A 25,462-nucleotide genomic window follows, 5' to 3' on the forward strand; every position below is an offset into this window, starting at 1 on the left:
CGTGGGACGGCCCGGTCCCGCGGAGCGGTCGCCGGGACCGCCCGGAGGGTCACCCGCGGGCGGCGTCCGCCTCGTCCACGGGCGCCGTCGGGTCGGTCCCCGACCGGCCGCGCAGCACGTCCAGCTCCGCCGCCACGAGGCCCAGCAGCGCGAGGTCCACGACGAGCCCGCTCACGGCGCCCCACTGGTCCACACGGAACAGGAAGATCTGCGTCAGCAGCAGGTTCACCAGCACGGCGCGCCGGAACCACTCATAGCCGCGCGCGCGGTCCCGGCCGACGTGGTGCAGCCCCACGCCCGAGCACACCAGCGAGGCGGCAGCGCTGACCAGCATCCCGGTGAGGGCCCACCACGGCAGGTCGGTCCCGGTGGCGACGAGGACGACGCCGCGCGCCACCGTCGCCAGGGTCACCAGCGCCAGCACCGCCACGGTCACCCGCGGCAGCCACCGCACCCGCACCACCCGGCGCGACACCCGGACCACCCCGCGGGCGACGGCGCTGATCGGGTCGGGCAGCTCGCGCGCGTCGTCCTCGACGACGGCCAGCAGCGCGCGCACCTCCGCGGCGCCGCGCACGTCACCCGCCGCGTCGACGAGCTCACGCGCCTGACGTCGCGCGCGGTGCGTGAACCCCCCGGCGAGCCCCGCCACGGCCAGGTCGGTCGCGGCGGCGAGCGTCTCGTGCGGGTCGCGGCGCCGGGTGTGGATCGCCTCCCCGGCGAGCACCAGCAGCACCACCACGACGTAGATGAGCGACGCCGTCGGCTCGTAGAAGTAGTCGTTGTCCGCGGTGACGAACTTGCCGATCTCGTCGACGAACAGCCCGAACCCGATCCCGCCGACCAGCGCCGCCGCCGGTCGCACCACGGGACCCGCCCACGACAGCACCGCCACCACGGCGAGGGCCATCAGCAGCCCGCCCCACAGGACGTGCGCGATGTGCAGCCCGTCCCCGCCGAGCTGCGGGAAGCCGGTCAGCGCCAGCAGCCCCCGGGTGACCAGCACGGTCAGGACCGTGACCGCGAGGAACCCCGCGACGTGCCGCGGACCGGCGGGGTCGCGCGGCAGGCCCAGGACCAGCACGGGCGACCGGCGCGGCGCGAGCTCCCGCTCCCCGCCCGCCCGTGCCGCCCGCTGCCCCGGGTCCACCGCCCCGCGCGTCACCGCTTGCGCTTCTCCCGCACCCGCACGGAGATCGAGATCGGCGTGCCCTCGAACCCGAAGGTCTCGCGCAGCCGGCGCTCGATGAACCGCCGGTACCCGGCCTCGAGGAACCCGGTCGCGAAGATGACGAACCGCGGCGGCCGGGTCGACGCCTGGGTGGCGAACAGGATCCGCGGCTGTTTCCCGCCGCGCAGCGGGTGCGGGTGCGCCGCGACCAGCTCGCCGAGGAACGCATTCAGCCGGCCCGTCGGCACGCGGGTGTCCCACGACTCCAGCGACCGCGTGAGCGCCGGGACGAGCCGGTCCGTGTGCCAGCCGGTCCGCGCCGAGATGTTGACGCGCGGCGCCCACTGGATCTGCACGAGCTCCTTCTCGATCTCGCGCTCCAGGTACGGCCGGCGGTCCTCGTCCATGAGGTCCCACTTGTTGTACGCGATCACCAGGGCCCGGCCCGCGTCGATGACCTGCTGGATCACGCGCGTGTCCTGCTCGGTCAGCGGCTGCGACGCGTCGAGCAGCACGACCGCGACCTCAGCCTTCTCGATGGCCGCCTGCGTGCGGAGCGACGCGTAGAAGTCGGCCCCGGACGTCTGGTGGACGCGCCGCCGGATGCCCGCGGTGTCGACGAACCACCACGGGACGCCCTTGAGCTCCACCAGCTCGTCCACCGGGTCGCGCGTCGTGCCGGCGGTGTCGTCCACGACGACGCGGTTCGTGCCGAGCACCTTGTTCAGCAGCGAGGACTTGCCGACGTTCGGCCGGCCGACGAGAGCCACGCGGCGCGGTCCGCCCGGGCGCACGGTGCCGTGCTGGGAGACGCGCGGCAGGGCGTCCATCGCGGCGTCGAGCAGGTCGCCCGTCCCTCGCCCGTGCAGGGCGGAGACGGGGTGCGGCTCGCCCAGCCCCAGGCTCCACAGCTCGGAGGCGTCCGCCTCGACCCGCGGGCCGTCGACCTTGTTGGCGCAGAGCACCACCGGCTTGCCGGACTTGCGCAGCAGGCGCACGACGCGCTCGTCGGTGGCCGTCGGGCCCACCGTCGCGTCGACGACGAACAGCACGGCGTCCGCCAGGGAGATGGCCACCTCGGCCTGCTCCGCCACGCGCGCCTCGATGCCCGCGACGTCGACCTCCCAGCCGCCGGTGTCCACCAGGGTGAAGCGCCGCCCGGCCCACTCCGCGGGGTACGACACGCGGTCGCGGGTCACGCCCGGGCGGTCCTCGACCACGGCCTCGCGTCGGCCGAGGATGCGGTTGACCAGCGTCGACTTGCCGACGTTCGGCCGGCCGACGACCGCCAGGACCGGGAGGGCGACCTCGATCTCGTCGTCGTCGCCGTCGCCGAGCGCGCCGGACAGCAGCGCGACGTCCTCGTCCTCGAGCTCGTACTCCTCCAGGCCGGCGCGCAGCGCCCGCTCGCGGGCCTCGTCGTCCGCCGGCTCGCCCTCCGCGGCGCCGACCGGCACGTCGGTCGACCCGCCCGCGTCGAGGTCGAGGTCGAGGTCGACGTCGGCGTTCCCGTCGACGGGTCCGCTGGTGGTCGGCTGGGCCGGCTCGCTGTCACGCATGGGCACCATTGTCCCCGACGGGCGGACCGCAGACGACCGGCCCCGGCGTCGGGCCCGGCGCGCCGGGCGTCCGCACCCCGGGCGCGGGGCCGTCAGTCGCTCGGCAGCGACGTGCCCGTGCGCTCCGCGGCGGCCGCGACGAGGCTCTGCAGGGCGACCCGCACCGCCTCGGTCCCGGACGCGATCGCGTCGCGCCGCGACTGCCCCGCGGCCGGCTGGACGTCCAGCGGCTCCCCGATCTCCACGTGCAGGCGACGCCGCGGCCCGGGGACGTGCCCGACCGACTCCCCCGTGCGCCGGGTGCCGAGGATCGCGACCGGGACGACCGGCGCGTGGCCGTTCACCGCCAGCCAGGCGACGCCCGCCCGCGCGGACGCCGCGTCACCGCGCCCGCGGTTGCCCTCCGGGAACACCCCCACGGCGTCCCCGCGCTGCAGCACGCCGAGCGCGGTGACGAGGGCCGCGCGCCCGCCGGAGCGGTCGACCGGGATCTGGCCGGACCAGCGCAGGATGCCCGCGAACGGCCCCGCGAACATCTCCTCCTTGACCAGGATGTGCACCGGTCGCGGGGTGACGCCGGCCAGCAGCGGCCCGTCGACGACGCTCGTGTGGTTCGCGGCGAACAGCACCGGTCCCGAGGCCGGCACGCGCTCCGCCCCCACCACCCTCGCGTCCCACAGCGCGTGCGCCAGGAACCACCCGATGGCCCGGGCCCCGCGCGGGACCGGTCGCTCCGCGTACCGGCGCCCGGGCGCCGCCGACCGCACGCCGGCGCCCTCGGCCCGGCCCGCCGCGGTCACGCGTGGACGTCCGCGACGCGGGCCACCACGTCGAGGACCGCCTGCACGGTCTGGTCCAGGTCGAGCTCGGAGGAGTCGACGGTGACCACGCCGTCGGAGGCCACGAGGAACTGCGACACCGTGGAGTCGTCCGCGTCGCGCCGCACCACCTGGTCGCGGGTCGCGGCGACCGCGGCCGCGTCGTCCGTGCCGTGGACCTCGCGCGCGCGCCGGGCGAGGCGCGCCTCCTCGCTCGCCGTCAGCAGCAGGCGCACGTCCGCGTCCGGGGCGATGACGGTCGTGATGTCCCGCCCCTCGGCGACGACGCCCCGCCCGCCGGAGAACGAGGTCGGCACGGCCTGCGCCGCGATCTCCTCGCGCTGCCGGCGCCCGAGCTCCGCGCGGACCCCGAGGTTGGTCGCGACCGCGCTCACCGCGGCCGAGATGGCGGTCTCGCGGATCGCCCCTCCCACGTCGTGGCCGTCCACGTGCACGCTCGGGTCGCGGGGGTCCACGCCCATGACCAGCGGCATCCGCCGCACCAGCGCGGCGACCGCCTCGACGTCGGTCAGCGGGACGCCGCGGTGCAGCGCCCACCACGTCGCCGCGCGGTACATCGCCCCCGTGTCCAGGTAGGCCAGGCCGAGGCGCTCGGCCACCCGCCGGGACACGGTCGACTTGCCCGACCCGGACGGGCCGTCGATCGCCACCACCACGCCGCGGCGTCCCGTCCCCGTCGTCGCGTCCTCGCGCGTCGTCACCTCACCAGCCTCCATCCGCGGGCCGTCAGCTCCGCCTCCAGGTGCGCCGAGCGCGCCGGGTCCACGGACACCGACGCCATGCCGACGGGCCGTCCCGCGGCGTGCTCGAGCTGCAGGTCCTCCAGGTTCACGCCCGCGGCACCGACGTCCGTCAGCAGGCGGGCCAGCTCGCCGGGCTGGTCGGGCACCAGCGCCGTGACGACCGCGTACGTGCGCGGCGCGCCGCCGTGCTTGCCCGGCACCAGCGCGACCCCGGCGTTGCCGTCGGCGAGCAGCCGCGCCAGCCGGGCGAGCGCGCCGAGCTCGACGTCCTCCGGGCCCGTCGCGCGGGCGGCGCTGTCGATCGCCGCCAGCACCTCGTCCAGGTCGGCGCGCAGGCCGGCCAGGACGTCCCGCACCGCCCCGGCGTTGGCCGCGAGGATCGACGTCCACAGGGCGGGGTCCGACGACGCGATCCGGGTCACGTCCCGCAGGCCCTGCCCCGCGAGGCCGAGCGCGTCCGGCTCGGCGTCCCGCAGGCGCGCGGCCACGAGGCTCGCGGCGACCTGCGGCACGTGCGACACCACCGCGACGGCGGCGTCGTGCGCCTCCGCGTCCATCGTGACCGGCACGGCCCCGAGGTCCGCGGCCAGCGCCCGCACCGCGAGCAGCGCGTCGGGCCGCGACTCCCCCGAGTCGACGACCACCCACGGGCGTCCGACGAACAGGTCCGGCACCGCCGCGGCCGGGCCGGAACGCTCCCGGCCGGCCATCGGGTGCGAGCCGACGTAGCGCGTCAGGTCCGCGCCCGCGGCGCGCAGCTCGCGCAGCACGTAGCCCTTGACGCTCGCCACGTCCGTGACCACCGCCGCGGGGTGGGCCGCGAGCTCCGCCAGCACCACGTCCGCAGTGACGTCCGGGGGCGCCGCGACGACGACGAGCGCGGGCTGCGGGTCGTCCGCCGCCGCGGGCCGGCCCGCCCCCACGTCCCGCGCCAGGGCGAGGGCCGTCCGGGACGGGTCGTGCAGCGTGACGTCGACGCCCCGGGCGGTCAGCGCCAGGCCGACGGACGCGCCGAGCAGGCCGGTGCCGACGACGCGGACCGGCCCGCGGGTCGCGACGGCGCCGTTCCCGCTCACATGCCCACCGACGTCATCAGCGAGCCGACCTCCGGCTTCCCCAGCACGCGCGTACGGCCCGGGCGCAGGTCGCCCAGCTTGATCGGACCGATCTGCGTGCGCAGCAGCCGCGTCACCGGGTGGCCGACCTCCTCGAGCAGCCGGCGGACCACGCGGTTGCGGCCCTCGTGGAGCACCAGCTCGACCAGGGAGGCCTGCGGCGTGGCGTCCACGACCCGGAACGCGTCCACGGTCACCACCCCGTCCTCCAGCTCGACGCCCTTGCGCAGCACCGACCCGAGGTTGCCGGCGACCCGGCCCTCGACGGTCGCCAGGTACGTCTTGGTGACGCCGTGCGACGGGTGCGAGAGCCGGTTCGCCAGCTCGCCGTCGTTCGTCAGCAGCATCAGCCCCTCGGAGTCGGCGTCCAGCCGTCCGACGTGGAACAGCCGCTCCTCGCGGTTCTGCACGTACTGCTCGAGGGACGGGCGCCCCTCGGGGTCGTGCATGGTCGACACGACCCCCAGCGGCTTGTTCAGCGCGAGCGTCACCACCGACCGGTCGAGCTGCAGCCGCAGGCCGTCCACGTGGATGACCGCCGACCGGGGGTCCACCCGCACGCCGAGCTCCACCACGACCTGGTCGTCGACGCTCACGCGCCCCGACGTGATGAGCTCCTCGCACGCCCGGCGCGACCCGAGACCCGCCTGCGCGAGCACCTTCTGCAGCCGCACGCCCTCGGGGTCGTGCACGTCGAGGTCCTGCTGCGCGCGCTGCGGACGGGGCCGGCGCTGCTGCGGCGGACGGGACGGCCAGGACGACCCGGGACGGCCGAGGTCGGGCCCGCGCCGTGCACCGGCCCCGCTGCTGCGCTGGGCACCGCCGCGGGGGGCGCCGCTGCCGCGGGGCGTCTCCGACCCGCCACGCGGCGCGCCGGAGCCGTCGCGCGCTGCGCCCGAGCCGCCACGCGGAGCCGCCGAGCCGCCACGCGGTGCGCCCGAGCCGCCGCGGGCCGGCGCACCGCCCCCCGCGAGCCGCCCGCGACGCGGGGGCGCCCGCCTCGCCACGCGGCCCACCGCCGCGGCCGCCGGCGCCACGGCCCGCGCCGCCCGCGCCGCCGTCACGACCGCCGCGTCCGGCACCTCCCGCACCCCGGCCCGCGCCGGCGCCGCCGGGCCGACCCGTCGCGCCACCCCGCGGGCCACCGCCGCGCCGTGCGCCGCCCGACCCTCCGCGACCGTCCTGCCCTGCTGCACCCATCACCTGTCTCCGTTCATCCTGTCGGCCCCGTCCAGCCCGTCGAACGCGTCGATCTCGGGCAGGTACGGAGCGAGCGGGGGCAGCTCGTCGAGGTTCGTGAGGCCCATCCGCTCCAGGAAGTATCCCGTGGTCCGGTAGAGGAACGCACCGGAGGCCGGGTCGACGCCCGCCTCGGCCACCAGACCACGTGCCGTCAGGGTCCGCACGACGCCGTCCACGTTGACGCCGCGGACCCCCGAGACCTGCCCGCGCGTGACGGGCTGCCGGTACGCGATCACCGCGAGCGTCTCGAGCGCCGCCTGCGTCAGCCGGGCGGTCTGCCCGTCGAGCACGAACCGGCCCGCGACCTGGTGGTACGCGGGTGCGGAGTAGATCCGCCAGCCCTCGCCCACCTGCCGCAGCTCGAACCCGCGCGGGCGTCCGCCGTGCTCCCCGCGGTACTCCTCCGCGAGGGTGCGCAGCAGGTCGACGACCTCCCCGGTGGGCAGGCCCAGCACGGTCGCGAGACGCACCGCCGGGACGGGCTCGTCGGCGACCATGAGCACCGCCTCGAGCGCCGCCAGCGCCCCGCCGGGCAGGTCGGCGACGTCGAAGGCGAGCTCCTCGGGCGCGGGCGCCAGCTCCCCCTCCGCGGGGGCCGGCACCGGCGCGTCCCCGGTCGGTGCGTCCGTCATGCGTCCGTCCCCTCGTCGAAGTCCGACTCCACCGCGACGTCGCCGTCGCCCGTCCCCGTCCACCGCACCGTCAGCTCGCCGAGCGGCGTCACCTGGTCGAAGCCCACCGCCCCCTCGCGGAACAGCTCGAGCAGCGCGAGGAACCGCGCCACGACGACGAGCGTCGACGACGCGTCGGCGGTCAGCGCGCGGAAGGTCGTCGCGCCGGAGTGGCGCAGGCGGTCCGCCACCAGGGCGGCCTGCTCCCGGACGCTCACCGCGGGCGCGTGCAGGTGGCTGATGTCGACGCCCGGCGGGGGCGGCGCCGGCGACAGCGCCTTGGCGGCCAGGGCCGCGAGCTCCTGCGGCCCGATCTGCCAGACCAGCTCCGGGAGCATGGCCGCGAGCTGCGGCTCGAGCTCGACGGTGCGGGGGAACCGGCGGCCCTGCTCGACCAGGCGCGTGCCGATGTCCGCCGCGACCACCTTGTACGCCCGGTACTGCAGCAGCCGCGCGAACAGCAGGTCCCGGGCCTCGAGCAGCTCGAGGTCCTCGGCGTCCTCGACGTCGCCCGCCGGCAGCAACCGGGCCGCCTTGAGGTCCAGCAGCGTCGCCGCGACCAGCAGGAACTCGCTCGCCTGCCCGAGGTCCCACGTGCGCCCGCCCTCGGTGGCCGCACGCTCGGCGGCGCGGATGTGCGCGATGAACTCGTCCGTGACGACCGCCAGCGCGACCTCGGTGATGTCGAGCTTGTGCTTCGAGATCAGGCCGAGCAGCAGGTCGAACGGGCCCGAGAAGTTGTCGAGGTGCACCTCGAACGCGCTCGACCCGACGGGGGCCGCCCCGGTCGTCCCGTCGGGCTGCGGCGGCGCGGGCGCCTCAGGCGGCGTCGCCACGGGCGACGAGCTCCCGCGCCAGCTGCCGGTACGCGTGCGCCCCGGCGTGCGTCGGCGCGTAGGTGGTGATCGGCTCCGCGGCCACGGACGCGTCCGGGAACTTCACGGTGCGGCCGATGACGGTCTGGAGCAGCGTGTCGCCGAAGGCCTCGTGCACCCGCGCCACCACCTCGCGGGCGTGCAGCGTGCGGGGGTCGTACATGGTCGCGAGGATGCCGTCGACCTCGAGGCGCGGGTTCAGCCGGTCGCGCACCTTCTCGATGGTCTCGACGAGCAGCGCCACGCCGCGCAGGGCGAAGAACTCGCACTCGAGCGGGATGAGCACACCGTGCGCCGCCGTCAGCGCGTTCACGGTGAGCAGGCCGAGCGACGGCTGGCAGTCGATGAGCACGACGTCGTAGTCGTCCAGCACGGGGCGCAGGACGCGGGACAGGATCGACTCGCGCGCCACCTCGGAGACGAGCTGGACCTCGGCGGCCGACAGGTCGATGTTCGCCGGCAGCAGGTCGAGCCCGGGGACCTCGGTCGGGCGCACGAGGTCCGCGACCTGCGCGTGCCGGTCGACGAGCAGGTCGTAGACGGTGCGGTCGAGCTCGTGCGGGCTGATGCCCAGGCCGACGGAGGCGGCACCCTGCGGGTCGAAGTCCACGATGAGCACCCGGCGCCCGTACTCGGCGAGCGCCGCGGCGAGGTTGATCGTGGTCGTCGTCTTGCCGACGCCGCCCTTCTGGTTGCACATGGCGATCACCCGCGCGGGCCCGTGCGCGGCGAGCGGAGCGGGGACGGGGAAGTCGGGCAGGGGCCTGCCCACCGGGTCGAGAACGGTCTCGGTCGTCTCCTCGCGTGCCACCCGCACAACCTACCGGAGCGGCGACCCGGTCAGCCGCGTCCCGCGCCGGTGGCGGCGGCCCCGTCCGGCCCCTCCGCCCGCTGCCCCGGCCGCTCGCCCGCCCGCTCGCCCGCCCGCTCCCGGGCCTGGTCCCGGCGGGCCCGCGGGTGGCTGGTCACGTAGACCTCCCGCAGCGTGTCCGGCGTCACCCTCGTGTAGATCTGCGTGGTCGTGACCGAGGCGTGCCCGAGCAGCTCCTGGACCACCCGCACGTCCGCGCCGCCGGCGAGCAGGTGGGTCGCGAACGAGTGCCGCAGCGTGTGCGGCGACACGTGCGCGGCCCCGGGCAGGCCGGCCCGCTCGGCGGCCGTGCGCAGCACCGCCCAGGCGCTCTGGCGCGACAGCCGCGCCCCGCGGGTGTTGAGGAAGACGGCCGACCCGCCGCGCCCCGCGGCGGCCAGCGCCGGCCGCGCGCGCACGAGGTACGCCTCGACGGCCTCGACCGCGTAGGCGCCGACGGGCACGACCCGCTCCTTGCTCCCCTTGCCGAACAGGCGGACGGCCGCGCGGCCGGGGGTCAGGTCCAGGTCGTCGACGTCCAGCCCGACCGCCTCCGAGATGCGCGCACCCGTGGAGTACAGGAGCTCCAGGAGCGCGCGGTCGCGCAGCGGCACCGGGCCGTCGCCCAGGGAGGCGGCCCCGAGCAGGCGCTCGACGTCGTGCGTCGAGATCGCCTTCGGCAGGCGCTGCGGCTGCTGGGGCGGGCGCACGGCGCGGGCCGGGTCGTCGGGAGCCTGGCCCTCGAGGACGGCGAACCGGTGCCAGCCCCGCACCGCCACCACGGCGCGGGCCGCGGACGACGCGGACAGCACCGCCCGGCCGTCGGAGCCCGTGCGCACCGCGGTGAGGAAGTCCTCGACGTCGCCCTCGGTCACGTCCCCGATGCCGACGCGACCGGCGCACGCGAGGTGCTCGACGTACCGCGCGAGGTCGCGGCGGTACGCGGCGAGCGTGTTGGCGGACAGCCCCCGCTCCACGGTGAGATGGGCGAGGTAGCCGTCGAGGGCGACGCGCAGCGCCGGCGGGACCTCGGGCGCGGGGCGGGCCGGGGCAGGACGGGCCGGCGCGGGCGCGGACGTGCCGCTCTCCCCCATGGCCGTCCTCCCGGTCCGCCGTCCGCCTACAGCGGGAGGAACACGTCCACGGCCACCGCGACGGACAGCAGCGACAGGTACGTGATCGACCCGTGGAACACCGACATCGCGCGCAGCCTGCCGCGGCTCGGGTCCTGCGCGCGACGGTACAGCGCGATGGTCGACCAGAGGAACCACCCGCCGAGCACCGTCGCGACGACGGCGTACACCCAGGTCATGCCGGCGACCGGCACCAGCAGCAGCGAGCACGCGATCATGGCCACGGTGTACGCGATCATCTCCCGCGCGACCTTCGCCTCGGCGGCGACGACCGGCAGCATCGGCACCCCGGCGGCGGCGTAGTCCTTGCGGAACTTCATGGACAGCGGCCAGTAGTGCGGCGGCGTCCAGAAGAAGATCACCCCGAACAGCAGCACCGCGGCCCACGACACGCCCCCGGTGACCGAGGACCACCCGATGAGCACGGGCATGCACCCGGCCGCGCCGCCCCACACGATGTTCTGCGGGGTCCGGCGCTTGAGGATCATCGTGTAGCCGACGACGTAGATGAGGATCGCGCCGCCGGTGAGCAGCGCGGAGGGCACGTTCACCAGCAGCGCCAGCCACGTCAGCGACGCCACGCCGAGCGCGAGGCCGAACACCAGCGCAGCGCGCGGCGTGATCTCCCCGGTCACGAGCGGCCGGCGCTTCGTGCGGTTCATGACCTGGTCGATGTCGCGGTCCAGGTAGCAGTTGAGGACGTTCGCCGAGCCCGCGGCCGCCGCCCCGCCGACGAGCGTCGCGAGCACGAGGCCGATCGGGGGGAACGTGCCCTGGGCGAGGATCATCGTCGGCAGCGTGGTGACGAGCAGCAGCTCGATCACGCGCGGCTTCGTCAGCGCGACGTACGCGCCGACGCGGCGACTCAGCGTGCGGGGAGCGGCGCCGGCGCCGGCCGGCCGCACCGGCGGGCGGGAGGACCCGGCGGGAGCGGCTGGGCTCATCGTGCGCACGCTCCGGTCCTCCGCCCCTGTCGCTCGGCCCCGCGGCGGTCCGCCTGCGGATGGTTCCGGCCATCGTACGGCCCTTTCGGCAGCAGAGGGGGCCGTCACGCGCATAGGACCTCGGTCCCAGAGGTGTGACGTCCGTCGCCCTGGCCCCCTCCCTGCTGTGGACGGACCGGCGATCGCCCGTGCGCGGGTCTAGGCTCGAAACCGCACGCCAGGCGCGGGTGACCACCGCCCGGCGTGAGCGGCGCCCGGCCCCCCGACCGGGCACCCGTCCGTCGACGTCCCGCGGTCCGTGCGGGACGAGAAACGAGGTGGCACGACGATGACTCAGGGCACCACGCCGCTCGACCAGGTGGCCGACGCGGGCGTCGCCGTCTGGCTGGACGACCTCTCCCGGGAGCGGCTGCGCACCGGCAACCTCGAGCAGCTCGTGGCCGAGCGCCGCGTCGTGGGGGTGACGACCAACCCGACGATCTTCGCCGGCGCCCTCGCGAAGGGTGACGCCTACGACGAGCAGCTCCGGCAGCTCGCCGCGCAGGGCACCGACGTGGACGGCGCGGTCTTCGCGATCACCACCGACGACGTGCGGGACGCCGCGGACGTGCTGCGCCCGGTGCACGACCGGACGGACGGCGTGGACGGCCGCGTCTCCATCGAGGTCGACCCGCGGCTGGCGCACGACGCGCAGGCCACCGCCGACTCCGCCCGGGCGCTGTGGTCGACCATCGACCGCCCGAACGTCTTCATCAAGATCCCGGCGACGCTGGACGGGCTGCACGCGATCTCCGACGTGCTCGCCGACGGCATCAGCGTCAACGTCACGCTGATCTTCTCGCTCGATCGCTACCGGGCGGTGCTCGACGCGTTCCTCGACGGCATGGAGCGCGCCCGCGCGAACGGGCACGACCTGGCCCCGATCGCCTCGGTGGCGTCGTTCTTCGTCTCGCGCGTGGACGCCGCGATCGACCCGCGCCTCGACGAGATCGGCTCCCCGGAGGCGGCGGCGCTGCGCGGGCAGGCCGCCATCGCCAACGCCCGCCTCGCCTACGGCGTGTACCAGGAGGTCGTGGCGGGCGAGCGCTGGCAGTCGCTCGCCGCCGCCGGCGCGAGGCCGCAGCGGCCGCTCTGGGCGTCCACCGGCGTCAAGGACAAGGCGTACCCCGACACGCGCTACGTCGACGAGCTGGTCGTCGCGGGCGTCGTCAACACGATGCCGGAGGCCACCCTCCACGCGGTCGCCGACCACGGGAACTTCCGCGGTGACACGGTCACCGGCACGCAGGCCGAGGCGCAGCGCGTCGTCGAGGGCCTCGCCGCGCTGGGCATCTCGATCGACGAGGTCACCGACCAGCTCGAGCGCGAGGGCGTCGAGAAGTTCGAGAAGTCCTGGACGGAGCTCCTCGAGACGGTGCAGGACGGCCTGGGCCAGGTGACCGCGTGAGGCCCGCGAAGGTCACGCCCGAGCACAACCCCCTGCGCGACCCGCGGGACCGCCGGCTCCCCCGGATCGCCGGCCCGTCCGGCCTCGTGATCTTCGGCGTCACCGGCGACCTCGCCCGCAAGAAGCTCATGCCCGCGGTGTACGACCTGACGAACCGCGGCCTGCTGCCGCCCGGCTTCGCGCTCACCGGGTTCGCCCGGCGCGACTGGGAGGACCAGGACTTCGCGCAGATCGTCCACGACTCCGTCAAGGAGCACGCCCGCACCCCGTTCCGCGAGGCGACGTGGCGGCAGCTCTCCGAGGGCATCCGGTTCGTCCAGGGCTCCTTCGACGACGACGACGCGTTCGACCGGCTCCGCACGACGGTGGAGGACCTGGACGTCTCGCGGGGCACGGCGGGCAACCACGCGTTCTACCTGTCGGTGCCGCCCAGCGCGTTCCCGGTGGTCTGCAAGCAGCTCGCCCGCTCCGGCCTGTCGCAGCCGGTCGAGGGCGCGTGGCGGCGCGTGGTCATCGAGAAGCCGTTCGGGCACGACCTGCAGTCCGCCCGCGAGCTCAACGACGTGGTGTCCCAGGTGTTCAGCCCGGACGACGTGTTCCGCATCGACCACTACCTGGGCAAGGAGACCGTCCAGAACCTGCTGGCGCTGCGGTTCGCGAACCAGATGTTCGAGCCGATCTGGAACGCCAACTACGTCGACCACGTGCAGATCACGATGGCCGAGGACATCGGCGTCGGCGGTCGCGCCGGGTACTACGACGGCATCGGCGCGGCCCGCGACGTCATCCAGAACCACCTGCTGCAGCTCCTCGCCCTCACGGCGATGGAGGAGCCCGTCACGTTCGACGCCAAGGACCTCACCGCCGAGAAGATCAAGGTCCTGTCCGCGGTCCGGCTCCCCAAGGACCTCGGCAAGCACACCGCGCGCGGGCAGTACGCCGCGGGCTGGCAGGGCGGCGAGCGCGTGGTCGGCTACCTCGACGAGGGCGGCTTCGACCCGAACTCGACCACCGAGACGTTCGCCGCCATCCGCGTCGACGTCGACACCCGCCGCTGGGCGGGCGTGCCGTTCTACCTGCGCACCGGCAAGCGCCTGGGCCGGCGCGTCACGGAGATCGCGGTCGTGTTCAAGAAGGCGCCGCACCTGCCGTTCGAGTCCACCGCGACCGAGGAGCTCGGCAAGAACGCGCTCGTCATCCGCGTGCAGCCGGACGAGGGCGTGACCCTGCGGTTCGGCGCGAAGGTCCCGGGCACCGCGATGGAGGTCCGCGACGTCACGATGGACTTCGGCTACGGCCACTCGTTCACCGAGGCGTCGCCCGAGGCGTACGAGCGCCTCATCCTCGACGTGCTGCTCGGCGACCCGCCGCTGTTCCCGCGCCACGAGGAGGTCGAGCTCTCCTGGAAGATCCTCGACCCCATCACGTCCTACTGGGCGGGCAGGGGCCGGCCGGACGCGTACCGCGCCGGGACCTGGGGGCCGGAGTCGGCCGACCGCATGATGGAGCGCGACGGACGAGCCTGGAGGCGACCGTGATCATCGACCTGCCGAAGACGACCACCCGCGACATCAACAAGCGGCTGGTGCAGGAGCGGGACGAGGGCGGCGCCGTCGCGCTGGGCCGGGTCCTGACGCTCATCATCGACGTCGGCCCGCACGACCCGGAGGACGCGATCGCCGCCGCGAACGACGCCTCCCGCGAGCACCCGTGCCGCGTCATCGTCCTGACCGAGGAGGGGCCGGGCGAGGACTCCGAGCTCGACGCCCAGATCCGGCTCGGCGGCGACGCCGGGGCCTCCGAGGTCGTCATCCTGCAGCCCTCGCAGGCGCAGGCACGGCACCTCGACACGCTCGTCCTGCCCCTGCTGCTGCCCGACGCGCCGATCGTGGCGTGGTGGCCGTACGACGTCCCGGAGGACCCGTCGCAGCACCCGATCGGCCAGCTCGCCCGCCGCCGGATCACGGACTCCACGGAGTGCGCGAACCCGTCCCGGACGCTGCACCGGCTGGCGGAGACCTACGCCGAGGGCGACACCGACCTGGCGTGGACGCGCACCACCCTGTGGCGCGGCCTCATCGCCGCGACGCTCGACCAGCCGCCGTTCGAGTCCGTGCAGCGCGCCGTCGTCGCCGGCGAGAGCACGCACCCGTCCGTCGACCTCATGGCCGCGTGGCTCGGGTGGGCGCTGAACTGCCCGGTGGAGATCGAGCGCCAGGCCGACGCCCCGGCGATCACCCAGGTGCGGCTCGAGCGCCGGTCCGGGCCCATCGTGCTGGACCGGCCCGACGGCAAGACCGCCGCGCTGCGCCAGCCCGACCAGCCCGAGCACCGCATCGCCCTGCCCATCCGGCAGCTGCGCGAGTGCCTGGCCGAGGAGCTCCGGCGCCTCGACGCCGACGAGGTCTACGGCGAGGTGCTGCGCAAGGGCCTGACGAAGGTGGGCGCGTGACGGCCGGCGCGGGCGCCCCGCGCACCGTGCTGGTCCACCCGGACGCCACCGTCCTCGCCGAGGCCACCGCCGCGCGTCTCATCACCCGGCTGGTCGACCTGCAGTCCGCGGCCGCTCCCGTGCACGTGGTCCTCACCGGCGGCACGGTCGGCATCCGGACGCTCGCGGCCGTCGCGGCGTCACCGGCCCGCGACGCCGTGGACTGGTCCGGCGTGCACCTGTGGTGGGGCGACGAGCGGTTCCTGCCCGACGGCGACGCCGACCGCAACGAGACCCAGGCGCGTGACGCGCTGCTCGACGCGCTCGGCGACGCCCTGCCCGCCGCGAACGTCCACCCCGTGCGCCCGCTGGACGAGGCCGCCGGCGTCGCGACCCCGGAGGACGCCGCCGCCGCGTACGCCGCCGAGCTCGCCGCCTTCGCCCCCGAGGGTGCCGACGTGCCGGCGTTCGACGTGCTCATGCTCGGCATGGGCCCGGACGGGCACGTCGCGTCGCTGTTCCCCGGCCACGAGGCGCTCGACGTCACCGGCGTCCCCACGGTGGGCGTGCACGGCTCCCCCAAGCCGCCGCCGCTGCGCGTGTCGCTGACGTTCGAGGCCCTGCGGGCAGCCCGGGAGGTGTGGGTCGTCGCGGCCGGCGCCGAGAAGGCGGGCGCCGTCGCGTCCGCCCTGTCGGACGCCCCCGTGGAGCGGACCCCCGCCGCCGGTGCACGGGGCACCGACCGCACGCTGTGGCTCGTCGACGCCGCCGCCGTGTCGGAGGTCGGCGCGGGCTGAGCCCCGCCGCGCACGGGGTCCTCCCCCTCGCGCCCTGCCGTCGGCCCACGAGGTCGTCACCTCTGGCCGAAGTCGTCACGTCTGGCCGAGGTCGTCAGCTCCACGGGACGACCTCGGCCGGAAGTGACGATCTCGCAAGGACCGGGCGCCGCGCCGGGTCACCGGGCGCCCCGCTGGACCGGGCGCCGTGCCCGGTCAGCAGGGCGCCTCCCCGCGCCGTGGACGGGAACGGCCCCGCAGCATCACGCTGCGGGGCCGTTCTCCTCGGTCGTGCGGTGCCGGCTGCCTCAGCGCAGCCGGCCGCCGCGCCGCGCGCGCAGGGCGGCGAGGGCCTCGTCGAGGATCGCCTCGCCGTCCTCGGCGGACCGGCGCTCCTTCACGTACGCGAGGTGCGTCTTGTACGGCTCGTTCCGGACGGGCGACGGCGGGTTCGCCTGGTCCTGCCCGGCGGGGAACCCGCAGCGCGGGCAGTCCCAGGTCTCGGGTGCCTCCTCGGCGGCCTCCTCGGCGAACGAGGGCCGCGTCTCGTGGCCGTTCGCGCACCAGTAGGAGATCCAGATCCGAGGGGCGGCGTCGCCGCGCTCGGCCTCGCCCATGGGGCCCGCACCGACGCGGGACCCCCGGATCGCGCTTCCGCTCGCCATGTCCGCCCCCTCAGCTCACGCGCTCGACGAGGCCGAGCAGCACGATGGCGACCGCCCACACCAGGCTGACGCCCACGGTGATGCGGTTCAGGTTCCGCTCCGCGACGCCCGAGCTGCCGGCGCTGGACGTGATGCCGCCGCCGAACATGTCCGACAGGCCACCGCCCTTGCCCTTGTGCAGCAGGACGAGCGGGACGAGCAGCAGGCTCGTGACCACCAGGAGGACCTGGAGGGCGATGGTGAGGGCTGTCACGACGGTGTCTGACTTCCTTGCTCGGGATGCCGGGCCGCGGGACGGCCTGGTCGGGTGTGGACCGCGGTCCAGGGTAGGCGACGCGCAGCCGGGGAATCCAGCGACGCGGTGCCGGGCCGGGGGTGTGTCCCCCGGTCGGTGCCGGGGCGGACGGGGTGACGACCCCGTCCGCCCCGCCACCGGGTGGCTCAGGCGCCGGCGTGCGCCTTGAACCGGGCGATCTTCGCGAACTCCTCGGCGTCCAGCGAGGCGCCGCCCACGAGGGCGCCGTCCACGTCGGGCTTGCCGATGATCTGCGCGGCGTTGCCCGACTTCACGGAGCCGCCGTACAGCACGCGCACGGCGTCGGCGACCTCGGCGGAGTACAGCTCGGCGAGCTTGCCGCGGATGGCCTCGCAGACCTCCTGCGCGTCCTCCGGGGTGGCGACCTCGCCGGTGCCGATGGCCCACACCGGCTCGTAGGCGATGACGACCGTCTTCGCCTGCTCCTCGGTGACGCCCGCGAGCGAGCCCTCGAGCTGCGCCAGCGTGTAGGGCACGTGCTCGCCGGCCTTGCGGATGTCGAGGCCCTCGCCGACGCAGACGATCGGGACGAGGCCCGCCCCGAACGCGGCGACGGCCTTCGCGGCCACGGTCGCGTCGGACTCGGCGTGGTACTCGCGCCGCTCCGAGTGGCCGACGGCCACGTAGGTCACGCCGAGCTTCGCGAGCTGCGCGGCGGAGACCTCACCGGTGTACGCGCCGGACGCGTGCTGCGACACGTCCTGCGCGCCGTAGCGGATGTCGAGCTTGTCGGCGTCGACCAGCGTCTGCACGGAGCGGATGTTGGTGAACGACGGCAGGACCGCGACCTCGACGTCGGAGAAGTCGTGCTTGGCGTCCTTGAGGGTCCACGCGAGCTTCTGCACCAGGTGCACGGCCTCGTGGTGGTCGAGGTTGAGCTTCCAGTTGCCCGCGATCAGGGGGGTGCGTGCCATGGGTTCAGTCCTCCAGGACCGCGATGCCGGGGAGGGTCTTGCCCTCCAGGAGCTCCAGCGACGCGCCGCCGCCGGTCGAGATGTGGCCGAAGCCCGCCTCGTCGAAGCCGAGCAGGCGCACGGCCGCGGCCGAGTCGCCGCCGCCGACGATGGAGAAGCCCTCGGTGTCGACGAGCGCCTGCGCGACGGCCTTGGTGCCGCCGGCGTAGGCCGCGCGCTCGAACACGCCCATCGGGCCGTTCCAGGCGATCGTCCTGGCGCCGAGGATCGCGTCGCGGAACAGCTCGCCGGACTTCGGGCCGATGTCGAGGCCCATCTTGTCGGCGGGGATCGCGTCGACGGCGACGACCTCGAAGTCGTCCGAGCCGAACTCGGGCGCGACCAGGGTGTCGACGGGCAGGACGATCTCGACGCCGGCCTCCTGGGCCTGGGCGAGGTAGCCCTTGACGGTCTCGACCTGGTCCTCCTCGAGCAGTGAGGAGCCGACCTCGTGGCCCTGGGCCTTGAGGAAGGTGAACATCATGCCGCCGCCGATGAGGAGCTTGTCGGCCTTGGTGATGAGGTTGCCGATGACGCCGAGCTTGTCGGAGACCTTCGCGCCGCCGAGCACGACGACGTAGGGGCGCTCCGGGTCCTCGACGGCCTTGCGCAGCGCCTCGACCTCGGTGAGGACGAGCGTGCCCGCGGCGTGCGGCAGGCGCAGCGCGACGTCGTAGACCGACGCCTGCTTGCGGTGCACGACGCCGAAGCCGTCGGAGACGAACGCGTCGGCCAGCTGGGCCAGCTCGTCGGCGAGCTCGCCGCGGACGGCGTCGTCCTTCGAGGTCTCGCGGGCGTCGAAGCGGATGTTCTCGAGCAGGGCGATCTGGCCGTCCTCGAGCGCCGCGACGGTGGCCTTGGCGGAGTCGCCCACGACGTCCTCGGCGAGCGCGACGGGCCGGCCGAGCAGCTCGCCCAGGCGGGCCGCGACGGGCGCCAGCGAGTACTTCGGGTCCGGCTCGCCCTTCGGGCGGCCGAGGTGCGCGGTCACGACGACCCGGGCGCCCGCGTCCAGCAGGGTGGTCAGGGTCGGGAGCGCGGCGCGGATGCGGCCGTCGTCGGTGATGGTCGTGCCGTCGAGCGGCACGTTGAAGTCGGAGCGGACGAGCACGCGCTTGCCGCGCAGGTCGCCGAGGTCCTCGATGGTCTTCATGCTCTCCTACCTTGCTGGGGAGGCCACCGCGGCGCGGCGACCGAGGGGGGCCGGCAGGGCCCGGTCACAGCAGCGTCCGCGTACGCCGGGGCCGTAGGACCCGGGCGTACGCGGACGCATGACCGTTGCTACCGGTGCGGGGCTGACGTCAGAGACGCGCGCCGACGTACTCGGTGAGCTTGACGAGCGACGAGCTGTAGCCCCACTCGTTGTCGTACCAGGCGATGATCTTGACCTGGTCGCCGATCACCTTGGTGAGCTTCGCGTCGAAGATGCTCTGGTGCGGGTTGGTGACGATGTCCGAGGAGACGATCTCGTCCTCGGTGTACTCCAGCGTCCCCTTGAGCGGGCCCTCGGCGGCGGCCTTGACCGCGGCGTTGACCTCCTCGACCGTGACCTCGCGCGAGGCGGTGAAGGTCAGGTCGGTGGCGGAGCCGGTGATGGTCGGCACGCGGAGCGCGAAGCCGTCCAGCTTGCCCTTGAGCTCCGGCAGCACGAGCGCGACGGCCTTGGCGGCGCCGGTCGTGGTCGGGACGATGTTCTGCGCGGCGGCGCGGGCGCGACGCAGGTCGCGGTGCGGGCCGTCCTGCAGGTTCTGGTCACCCGTGTAGGCGTGGATCGTGGTCATGAGGCCACGCTCGATGCCGATCGCGTCGTTGAGCGCCTTCGCCACCGGGGCGAGGCAGTTCGTGGTGCAGGACGCGTTCGAGATGATGTGCTGCGTCGCCGGGTCGTAGTCGGTGTGGTTCACGCCGACGACGAAGGTGCCGTCCTCGTTCTTCGCCGGGGCGGAGATGATGACCTTCTTGGCGCCGGCCTCGATGTGCGCCTTGGCCTTGGTGGCGTCCGTGAAGAAGCCGGTCGACTCGATGACGATGTCGGCGCCCAGCTCGGCCCACGGGAGGTTCGCCGGCTCGCGCTCCGCGAGGGCGCGGATCTTCTTGCCGTCGACGATGAGGTTCTCGTCGTCGAAGTCGACGCTCTGCGGGAAGCGGCCCAGCACGGTGTCGTACTTGAGCAGGTGAGCCAGCGTCTTGTTGTCCGTCAGGTCGTTGACGCCGACGATCTCGATGTCGGCGCCCGACGCCACGATGGCACGGTAGAAGTTGCGCCCGATGCGGCCGAAGCCGTTGATGCCGACCTTGATGGTCACTTGCCCTCCTCGGCACGCGCCGGCAAGCGCCGGCACACACTGTTGCGGTGATGGACTGCGCACGCCGGTGTGCGCCGCCCGGAAACCCCGTGGTCACACGAACTTGACCCGCGCGAGGCCTCCGGATGGGTAAGAGCCTATACCCGCGCGCGCACGGGCGCAGGGACCTAGGTCTGCCGGTGCCGTCGCGCGGGCGTGGTTCCCGCGGCCCCGGTCCGCGGCTCCCGCGCGCCCCGGACGGTGGGGGTCAGAGATCCAGCAGGTCGGGGCTCAGACCCGACTCGGTGTCCGGGATCCCGAGGTCGGACGCCCGCTTGTCGGCCGTCGCCAGCAGGCGGCGGATCCGGCCGGCGACGGCGTCCTTGGTCAGCACCGGGTCCGCGAGCTTGCCGAGCTCCTCCAGCGACGCCTCCTTGTGCGCCAGCCGCAGCTCGCCGGCCTCCCGCAGGTGCTCCGGGACGTCGGCCCCGAGGATCTCGAACGCCCGCTCGACCCGGGCCCCGGCGGCCACCGCCGCCCGCGCGGAGCGCCGCAGGTTCGCGTCGTCGAAGTTGGCGAGCCGGTTCGCGGTGCCCCGGACCTCGCGCCGGACCCGCCGCTCCTCCCACACCAGCAGCGTGTCGTGGGCGCCGAGCCGGGCCAGCATCGCGGCGATCGCGTCCCCGTCCCGGATCACGACCCGGTCGATGCCCCGGACCTCGCGCGCCTTGGCGGGGATCTGCAGCCGGCGCGCCGCGCCGACGAGGGCCAGCGCGGCCTCCGGGCCGGGGCACGTGACCTCGAGGGCCGAGGACCGGCCGGGCTCCGTGAGCGAGCCGTGCGCGAGGAACGCACCGCGCCACGCCGCCTCCGCCTCCTGGGCGCCCGCCGCGACGATCTGCGGGGGCAGCCCGCGGACCGGCCGTCCGCGGTTGTCCAGCAGGCCGGTCTGGCGGGCGAGCGACTCCCCGTCCTTGACCACCCGCACGACGTACCGGTTGCCGCGGCGCAGGCCACCGCCCTGCACGACGATGACGTCCGACGTGTGCCCGTAGACCTCGGAGATGGCCGCCCGCAGGCGACGTGCGGCCGCGCCGGTGTCCAGCTCGGCCTCGATGACGATGCGCCCCGAGATGATGTGCAGACCGCCCGCGAACCGCAGCGTGGCCGACACCTCCGCCTTCCGGCAGGACGTCTTGTCGACCTGGAGCCGCGCAAGCTCGTCCTTCACCTGTGCCGTCAGAGCCATGCGGGCCATCCTGCCATCCCGGGCGCGCCGGGACGCCCGGACCGGGAGGTGCCCTCGCTCACGACCGGGTCACGGCCGGGTCGCCGGGGGCGGCGTGCGGCGGCGCGCGGCGCCCACGTCGCCGAGGTACCCCTCCACCACGTCGCTGATCGCCGCGGCCAGGCGCAGGGCGTCGTGGCGCGGCGTGCCATCGCCCCGCCGCACCTGCCGCATGAGCAGCCGCCCGCCGGCCGCGCGGGTGCGCTCCTCCAGCTCGTCGACGTCGTCGACCGAGCCCGGGTCCGCGATGACGGCGTCCACCCGCAGGTCCGGCGCGTGCTGCCGCAGCGCGTCCAGGTGCTCGCACGGCCCCATGCCCGCGGTCTCGGCGTCGGGGCTGAGGTTCAGCACGAGGATGCGCCGGGCGGGCGTCCGGTGCAGCGCCGCCGCGAGGTCGGGCACGAGCAGGTGCGGGATGACCGAGGTGTACCAGGACCCCGGCCCGAGGACGACCCAGTCGGCCTCGTCGACGGCCGTGACCGCCTCCGGCAGCGCCGGGGGCTCCTCCGGGAGCAGCCGCACGTGCGTGATGCGGTCCCGGGAGGACGCGACGTGGCTCTGGCCGCGCACCACGCCCACGGACCCGTCCGGGCGCTCGACGTCGGCCTCGATCTCCAGCGGCACCGCCGCCATCGGCAGGACCCGCCCGCGGGCGCCGAGCAGCCGCCCCACCCAGTCCAGGCCGTCCACGGTGTCGCCCAGCAGCTCCCAGAGCGCGACGATCAGCAGGTTGCCGACCGCGTGCCGGTCCAGGTCGCCGCTGGACGTGAACCGGTGCTGCAGGACGTCGCGCCACGTGCGGCCCCAGTCGGAGTCGTCGCACAGCGCCGACAGCGCCATGCGCAGGTCCCCGGGCGGGAGCACGCCGAGCTCGTCGCGCAGCCGGCCCGACGAGCCGCCGTCGTCGGCCACCGTGACCACGGCGGTCAGCCGGTCGGTGACGCGGCGCAGCGCCGACAGCGTCGCGGACAGGCCGTGGCCCCCGCCGAGCGCGACGAAGGCCGGCTGCCCGTCGCGGACGGGGCTCACCGGCTCACTCCTTGCCGAGGTCGCGCGCGGCGACGGTCACCCGCTGCCCCCGCGCGCGCAGCCGCTCCGCGATGGCCTCGCTGATCGCGACCGAGCGGTGCTTGCCGCCCGTGCAGCCGACCGCGACGGTGACGTACCGCTTCTCTTCCGCCAGGTACCCCGCGAGGACGGGCTCGAGCGCGTCGACGTAGCGCTCCACGAACTCGCGCGCGCCCGGCAGGCCCAGCACGTAGTCCCGCACCGGGGCGTCCCGGCCGGACAGGTGGCGCAGCTCGGTGATCCAGTACGGGTTCGCGAGGAACCGCACGTCCACCACGTGGTCGGCGTCGAGCGGGATGCCGTACTTGAAGCCGAACGAGACCACGTTGACCCGCAGCACGTCGTCCTGCTCGCCGGACGTCACGGCGGACCGCACGATGCGGCCGAGCTCGTGGACGTTCGTCTCCGACGAGTCGATGAGCACGTCCGCCCGCTCGCGGATGTCCGACAGCAGGGTCCGCTCGGCGGCGATGCCGTCGAGGATGCGCCCCTCGCCCTGCAGCGGGTGCGGCCGGCGGACCTGCTCGTACCGCCGCACCAGCACCTCGTCGGAGGCGTCGAGGAACAGGATCCGGTAGTCCACGCCGGACTCCCGCAGCTGCGCGAGCACGGCCAGCAGGTCGGCGAAGAACTCCCGGCCCCGCACGTCGACGACCGCCGCGAGGCGCAGGTCCGCGCTCGGCGGCCCGCCGTGCGTGAGCATCCCCACGAGGTGCGTCAGCATCTGCGCGGGCAGGTTGTCCACGACGTACCAGCCCATGTCCTCGAGGACGGCGCCGGCGCGGGTGCGCCCGGCGCCGGACATGCCGGTGATGATCAGCAGGTGGGGCTGGCGGACGCGCGGCGCCTCCGCCGCCGCCTCGATGGCCGGGATGCCGCTGGGGACCGTGATCGGCGAGGTCTCGTCGCTCATGACCCCAGCATGCCAGCCGGGTCGGTCCCGGCAGCGGGGGCGGGCACCTGCGGCGCGGCGCCGTCGGCGGCATCGGGCGCGGCGCCGTCGGCGGCGGCACCCTCCGGGGTGGCACCGCGCCCGGCCCCCGCCTCCGCCTGCGCGACGGCGCCCGGTCCGGACGGTGCCGCCCCACCGAGCGCGGCCACGACGGCGGCGGCGGTGCGCGCGCCCATCCCCGGGACGGACGCGATCTCCTCGACGCTCGCCGCCCGCAGCCGCTTGAGGGACCCGAAGTGCTTGAGCAGCGCGGCCGACCGGGCGGGCCCGAGACCCGGCACGTCGTCCAGCGCCGACGTCGTCATGCCCTTGCTGCGCTTCTTGCGGTGCGCGTTGATGGCGAACCGATGGGCCTCGTCGCGGACCCGCTGCAGCAGGTACAGCCCCTCGGAGGACCGCTGGAGGATCACCGGGTACTCCTCCCCCGGCAGCCACACCTCCTCGAGCCGCTTCGCCAGGCCGCAGAGCGCGACGTCGTCGATGCCGAGCTCGGCCAGCGCCGCCGCGGCCGCGGCGACCTGCGGCGGACCGCCGTCGACCACGACCAGGTTCGGGGGGTACGCGAACCGCTGCGGCCGGCCGGTGGTCGCGTCGACCGGGCCCGAGCGCACGGGCCCGGCGTCCGTGTCGGCCAGCGCCTCCGCGACCTGGTCCTCCCCCAGCCCCAGCTCGAGGTCGCCGGACTGCTCGCGCTCCGCCAGGTAGCGCCGGAACCGCCGCGTGATGACCTCGTGCATCGCCGCGGTGTCGTCGCGCGCGCCGTCGCCCTCCGGGCCGCGGATGCTGAACTGCCGGTACTCGGGCTTGCGCGCGAGGCCGTCCTCGAACACGACCATCGACGCCACCTGGTAGGTGCCCTGGTTGTGCGAGACGTCGTAGCACTCAATGCGCAGCGGCGCGGACTCCAGGCCCAGCGCCTCCTGGATCTCCCGCAGCGCCTGGCTCCGGGTGGTGAGGTCGCCCGCGCGGCGGGTGCGGTGCAGGGCGAGGGCGTGCTCGGCGTTCTTCCGGACGGTGCCCGCGAGCTCGTGCTTCTCCCCGCGCTGCGGCACCCGCACGTGCACCCGCGACCCGCGCAGGCCGGACAGCCAGGCCTGCACCTGGTCGAGGTCCGGCGGCAGCACCGGGACGAGCACCTCGCGCGGGACGGCGCCCGCGGTCGCGCCCGCCTCGCCGCCCGGCGCGTCGCCGTAGACCTGCTGGAGCAGGTGCTCGACGAGCTCGGCGTCGGTGACGTCCTCGACCTTCTCGACCACCCAGCCGCGCTGACCGCGGATCCGCCCGTCCCGCACGTGGAACACCTGCACCGCGGCCTCGAGCTCGTCGCCGGCGAGCGCGAAGATGTCCGCGTCGGTGCCGTCCGACAGCACGACGGCGTTCTTCTCGGTCGCCCGCTCGAGCGCCGCGATGTCGTCGCGCAGGCGCGCGGCGCGCTCGAAGTCGAGGTCCGCCGCGGCCTCCTTCATCCGCGCGGTGAGCCGCCGCGTGAACCGCGCGGTGTCGCCCGCCATGAAGTCGGCGAACTCCTCCGCCAGCACGTGGTGGTCCTCCTGCGAGATCCGTCCGACGCACGGCGCCGAGCACTTCTCGATGTACCCCAGCAGGCACGGGCGGCCCTGCTGGTGCGCGCGCTTGAACACGCCCGCCGAGCAGGTCCGCACCGGGAACACGCGCAGCAGCAGGTCGACCGTCTCCCGGATCGCCCACGCGTGCGCGTACGGGCCGAAGTACCGGGTGCCGGGCCGCTTCGCGCCCCGCATCACCTGCACCCGGGGGAACTGGTCCGCGAGCGTGACCGCCAGGTACGGGTACGACTTGTCGTCGCGGTACTTCACGTTGAACCGGGGGTCGAACTCCTTGATCCAGGAGTACTCCAGCGCGAGCGCCTCGACCTCCGTGCCGACGACGGTCCACTGCACCGACGCGGCCGTGGTGACCATCTGCTGCGTGCGGGGGTGCAGGCCGGCGACGTCCTGGAAGTAGCTGTTCAGCCGCTGCCGCAGGCTCTTGGCCTTGCCCACGTAGATGACCCGGCCGTGCTCGTCGCGGAACCGGTAGACGCCCGGCGAGTCCGGGATCTCGCCCGGGGCGGGGCGGTAGGTCGCGGGATCAGCCATATGCAGCAGCCTAGTTCGGCCC

24 protein-coding genes are annotated in these 25,462 nt (G+C 75.1%); 4 read left to right on the plus strand and 20 right to left on the minus strand.

What is annotated here, in order from left to right:
* Positions 1-49 precede the first annotated feature (49 nt).
* From P9841_RS01895 to P9841_RS01945, 11 genes are all read right to left on the minus strand, one after another.
* Positions 50-1,165: a hypothetical protein gene (locus P9841_RS01895; protein ID WP_283320435.1), complete on the minus strand. Its 1,116-nt coding sequence runs from the start codon at positions 1,163-1,165 to the stop codon at positions 50-52.
* Positions 1,162-2,730, minus strand: coding sequence for a ribosome biogenesis GTPase Der (gene der / locus P9841_RS01900; protein ID WP_283320436.1), 1,569 nt, complete (start codon positions 2,728-2,730; stop codon positions 1,162-1,164). The genes P9841_RS01895 and der overlap by 4 nt, the downstream gene beginning before the upstream one ends.
* Positions 2,731-2,822: 92 nt before the next feature.
* Positions 2,823-3,530: a lysophospholipid acyltransferase family protein gene (locus tag P9841_RS01905; protein WP_283320437.1), complete on the minus strand. Its 708-nt coding sequence runs from the start codon at positions 3,528-3,530 to the stop codon at positions 2,823-2,825.
* Entirely contained in the window at positions 3,527-4,285 is a 759-nt protein-coding gene (cmk, locus tag P9841_RS01910; RefSeq protein WP_502848257.1) for a (d)CMP kinase, read from the minus strand. The genes P9841_RS01905 and cmk overlap by 4 nt, the downstream gene beginning before the upstream one ends.
* On the minus strand, positions 4,267-5,388 hold the full coding sequence (locus P9841_RS01915) for a prephenate dehydrogenase (RefSeq protein WP_283320439.1): 1,122 nt from the start codon (positions 5,386-5,388) through the stop codon (positions 4,267-4,269). The genes cmk and P9841_RS01915 overlap by 19 nt, the downstream gene beginning before the upstream one ends.
* Complete coding sequence (locus P9841_RS01920; RefSeq protein ID WP_349306919.1) at positions 5,385-6,119, minus strand: pseudouridine synthase; 735 nt, start codon at positions 6,117-6,119, stop codon at positions 5,385-5,387. The genes P9841_RS01915 and P9841_RS01920 overlap by 4 nt, the downstream gene beginning before the upstream one ends.
* A gap of 507 nt (positions 6,120-6,626) precedes the next feature.
* The gene (gene scpB / locus P9841_RS01925) at positions 6,627-7,301 is read right to left on the minus strand and encodes an SMC-Scp complex subunit ScpB (RefSeq protein ID WP_283320440.1); all 675 of its coding nucleotides are present in this window, start codon (positions 7,299-7,301) and stop codon (positions 6,627-6,629) included.
* A complete protein-coding gene (locus P9841_RS01930; protein WP_283320441.1) occupies positions 7,298-8,176 on the minus strand; it encodes a segregation and condensation protein A in 879 nt (292 codons plus the stop codon). The genes scpB and P9841_RS01930 overlap by 4 nt, the downstream gene beginning before the upstream one ends.
* Positions 8,160-9,026, minus strand: coding sequence for a ParA family protein (locus P9841_RS01935; RefSeq protein WP_283320442.1), 867 nt, complete (start codon positions 9,024-9,026; stop codon positions 8,160-8,162). The genes P9841_RS01930 and P9841_RS01935 overlap by 17 nt, the downstream gene beginning before the upstream one ends.
* Positions 9,027-9,055: 29 nt before the next feature.
* Positions 9,056-10,159, minus strand: a complete 1,104-nt coding sequence (locus P9841_RS01940) for a site-specific tyrosine recombinase XerD (RefSeq protein WP_283320443.1) — start codon at positions 10,157-10,159, stop codon at positions 9,056-9,058.
* A 26-nt stretch (positions 10,160-10,185) separates the two neighbouring features.
* The gene (locus tag P9841_RS01945; protein WP_283320444.1) at positions 10,186-11,142 is read right to left on the minus strand and encodes a heme o synthase; all 957 of its coding nucleotides are present in this window, start codon (positions 11,140-11,142) and stop codon (positions 10,186-10,188) included.
* Between the two features lie 328 nt (positions 11,143-11,470).
* On the opposite strand from P9841_RS01945, the gene tal reads away from it, so the two are divergent.
* From tal to pgl, 4 genes are read left to right on the plus strand one after another with little or no spacing between them, the layout of a single operon-like run.
* Positions 11,471-12,589 (plus strand): transaldolase, encoded by a 1,119-nt coding sequence (gene tal / locus P9841_RS01950; protein WP_283320445.1) that lies wholly within the window; start codon positions 11,471-11,473, stop codon positions 12,587-12,589.
* Positions 12,586-14,127, plus strand: coding sequence for a glucose-6-phosphate dehydrogenase (gene zwf / locus P9841_RS01955; protein ID WP_283320446.1), 1,542 nt, complete (start codon positions 12,586-12,588; stop codon positions 14,125-14,127). Before tal ends, zwf begins: the two co-directional genes overlap by 4 nt.
* Positions 14,124-15,041, plus strand: a complete 918-nt coding sequence (locus tag P9841_RS01960; protein ID WP_283320447.1) for a glucose-6-phosphate dehydrogenase assembly protein OpcA — start codon at positions 14,124-14,126, stop codon at positions 15,039-15,041. Before zwf ends, P9841_RS01960 begins: the two co-directional genes overlap by 4 nt.
* On the plus strand, positions 15,038-15,817 hold the full coding sequence (gene pgl, locus P9841_RS01965) for a 6-phosphogluconolactonase (protein WP_283320448.1): 780 nt from the start codon (positions 15,038-15,040) through the stop codon (positions 15,815-15,817). Before P9841_RS01960 ends, pgl begins: the two co-directional genes overlap by 4 nt.
* A 287-nt stretch (positions 15,818-16,104) precedes the next feature.
* On the opposite strand, the gene P9841_RS01970 is transcribed toward pgl, so the two are convergent.
* The 9 genes from P9841_RS01970 to uvrC all read right to left on the minus strand — a co-directional run bounded on the left by P9841_RS01970 (position 16,105) and on the right by uvrC (position 25,440).
* Positions 16,105-16,461: an RNA polymerase-binding protein RbpA gene (locus P9841_RS01970; protein WP_222172456.1), complete on the minus strand. Its 357-nt coding sequence runs from the start codon at positions 16,459-16,461 to the stop codon at positions 16,105-16,107.
* A 10-nt stretch (positions 16,462-16,471) separates the two neighbouring features.
* Positions 16,472-16,714, minus strand: a complete 243-nt coding sequence (secG, locus tag P9841_RS01975) for a preprotein translocase subunit SecG (protein WP_222172455.1) — start codon at positions 16,712-16,714, stop codon at positions 16,472-16,474.
* Between the two features lie 188 nt (positions 16,715-16,902).
* Positions 16,903-17,691 carry a triose-phosphate isomerase gene (gene tpiA, locus P9841_RS01980; RefSeq protein WP_283320449.1) on the minus strand — a complete coding sequence of 263 codons (789 nt, stop codon included), beginning with the start codon at positions 17,689-17,691 and terminating at the stop codon, positions 16,903-16,905.
* Positions 17,692-17,695: 4 nt separating this feature from the next.
* Positions 17,696-18,883: a phosphoglycerate kinase gene (locus P9841_RS01985; RefSeq protein ID WP_283320450.1), complete on the minus strand. Its 1,188-nt coding sequence runs from the start codon at positions 18,881-18,883 to the stop codon at positions 17,696-17,698.
* Positions 18,884-19,031: 148 nt separating this feature from the next.
* Complete coding sequence (gap, locus tag P9841_RS01990) at positions 19,032-20,036, minus strand: type I glyceraldehyde-3-phosphate dehydrogenase (protein ID WP_222172452.1); 1,005 nt, start codon at positions 20,034-20,036, stop codon at positions 19,032-19,034.
* A gap of 247 nt (positions 20,037-20,283) precedes the next feature.
* Positions 20,284-21,264, minus strand: coding sequence for a DNA-binding protein WhiA (whiA, locus tag P9841_RS01995; RefSeq protein ID WP_283320451.1), 981 nt, complete (start codon positions 21,262-21,264; stop codon positions 20,284-20,286).
* 69 nt (positions 21,265-21,333) lie between these two features.
* A complete protein-coding gene (locus P9841_RS02000) occupies positions 21,334-22,332 on the minus strand; it encodes a gluconeogenesis factor YvcK family protein (RefSeq protein ID WP_283320452.1) in 999 nt (332 codons plus the stop codon).
* 4 nt (positions 22,333-22,336) lie between these two features.
* Entirely contained in the window at positions 22,337-23,284 is a 948-nt protein-coding gene (rapZ, locus tag P9841_RS02005; RefSeq protein WP_283320453.1) for an RNase adapter RapZ, read from the minus strand.
* The gene (gene uvrC / locus P9841_RS02010; protein ID WP_283320454.1) at positions 23,281-25,440 is read right to left on the minus strand and encodes an excinuclease ABC subunit UvrC; all 2,160 of its coding nucleotides are present in this window, start codon (positions 25,438-25,440) and stop codon (positions 23,281-23,283) included. The genes rapZ and uvrC overlap by 4 nt, the downstream gene beginning before the upstream one ends.
* Between the last annotated feature and the right edge of the window lie 22 nt (positions 25,441-25,462).

Source organism: Cellulomonas sp. ES6 (assembly GCF_030053835.1).
Classification (GTDB): domain Bacteria; phylum Actinomycetota; class Actinomycetes; order Actinomycetales; family Cellulomonadaceae; genus Cellulomonas.

Bases quoted from the DNA above. Each gene is read 5' to 3' on its own strand.
- der (WP_283320436.1), bottom strand. From the start codon at position 2,730: ATGCGTGACAGCGAGCCGGCCCAGCCGACCACCAGCGGACCCGTCGAC.
- cmk (WP_502848257.1), bottom strand. From the start codon at position 4,285: ATGGAGGCTGGTGAGGTGACGACGCGCGAGGACGCGACGACGGGGACG.
- scpB (WP_283320440.1), bottom strand. From the start codon at position 7,301: ATGACGGACGCACCGACCGGGGACGCGCCGGTGCCGGCCCCCGCGGAG.
- P9841_RS01940 (WP_283320443.1), bottom strand. From the start codon at position 10,159: ATGGGGGAGAGCGGCACGTCCGCGCCCGCGCCGGCCCGTCCTGCCCCG.
- P9841_RS01945 (WP_283320444.1), bottom strand. From the start codon at position 11,142: ATGAGCCCAGCCGCTCCCGCCGGGTCCTCCCGCCCGCCGGTGCGGCCG.
- tal (WP_283320445.1), top strand. From the start codon at position 11,471: ATGACTCAGGGCACCACGCCGCTCGACCAGGTGGCCGACGCGGGCGTC.
- P9841_RS01970 (WP_222172456.1), bottom strand. From the start codon at position 16,461: ATGGCGAGCGGAAGCGCGATCCGGGGGTCCCGCGTCGGTGCGGGCCCC.
- tpiA (WP_283320449.1), bottom strand. From the start codon at position 17,691: ATGGCACGCACCCCCCTGATCGCGGGCAACTGGAAGCTCAACCTCGAC.
- P9841_RS01985 (WP_283320450.1), bottom strand. From the start codon at position 18,883: ATGAAGACCATCGAGGACCTCGGCGACCTGCGCGGCAAGCGCGTGCTC.
- whiA (WP_283320451.1), bottom strand. From the start codon at position 21,264: ATGGCTCTGACGGCACAGGTGAAGGACGAGCTTGCGCGGCTCCAGGTC.
- rapZ (WP_283320453.1), bottom strand. From the start codon at position 23,284: ATGAGCGACGAGACCTCGCCGATCACGGTCCCCAGCGGCATCCCGGCC.
- uvrC (WP_283320454.1), bottom strand. From the start codon at position 25,440: ATGGCTGATCCCGCGACCTACCGCCCCGCCCCGGGCGAGATCCCGGAC.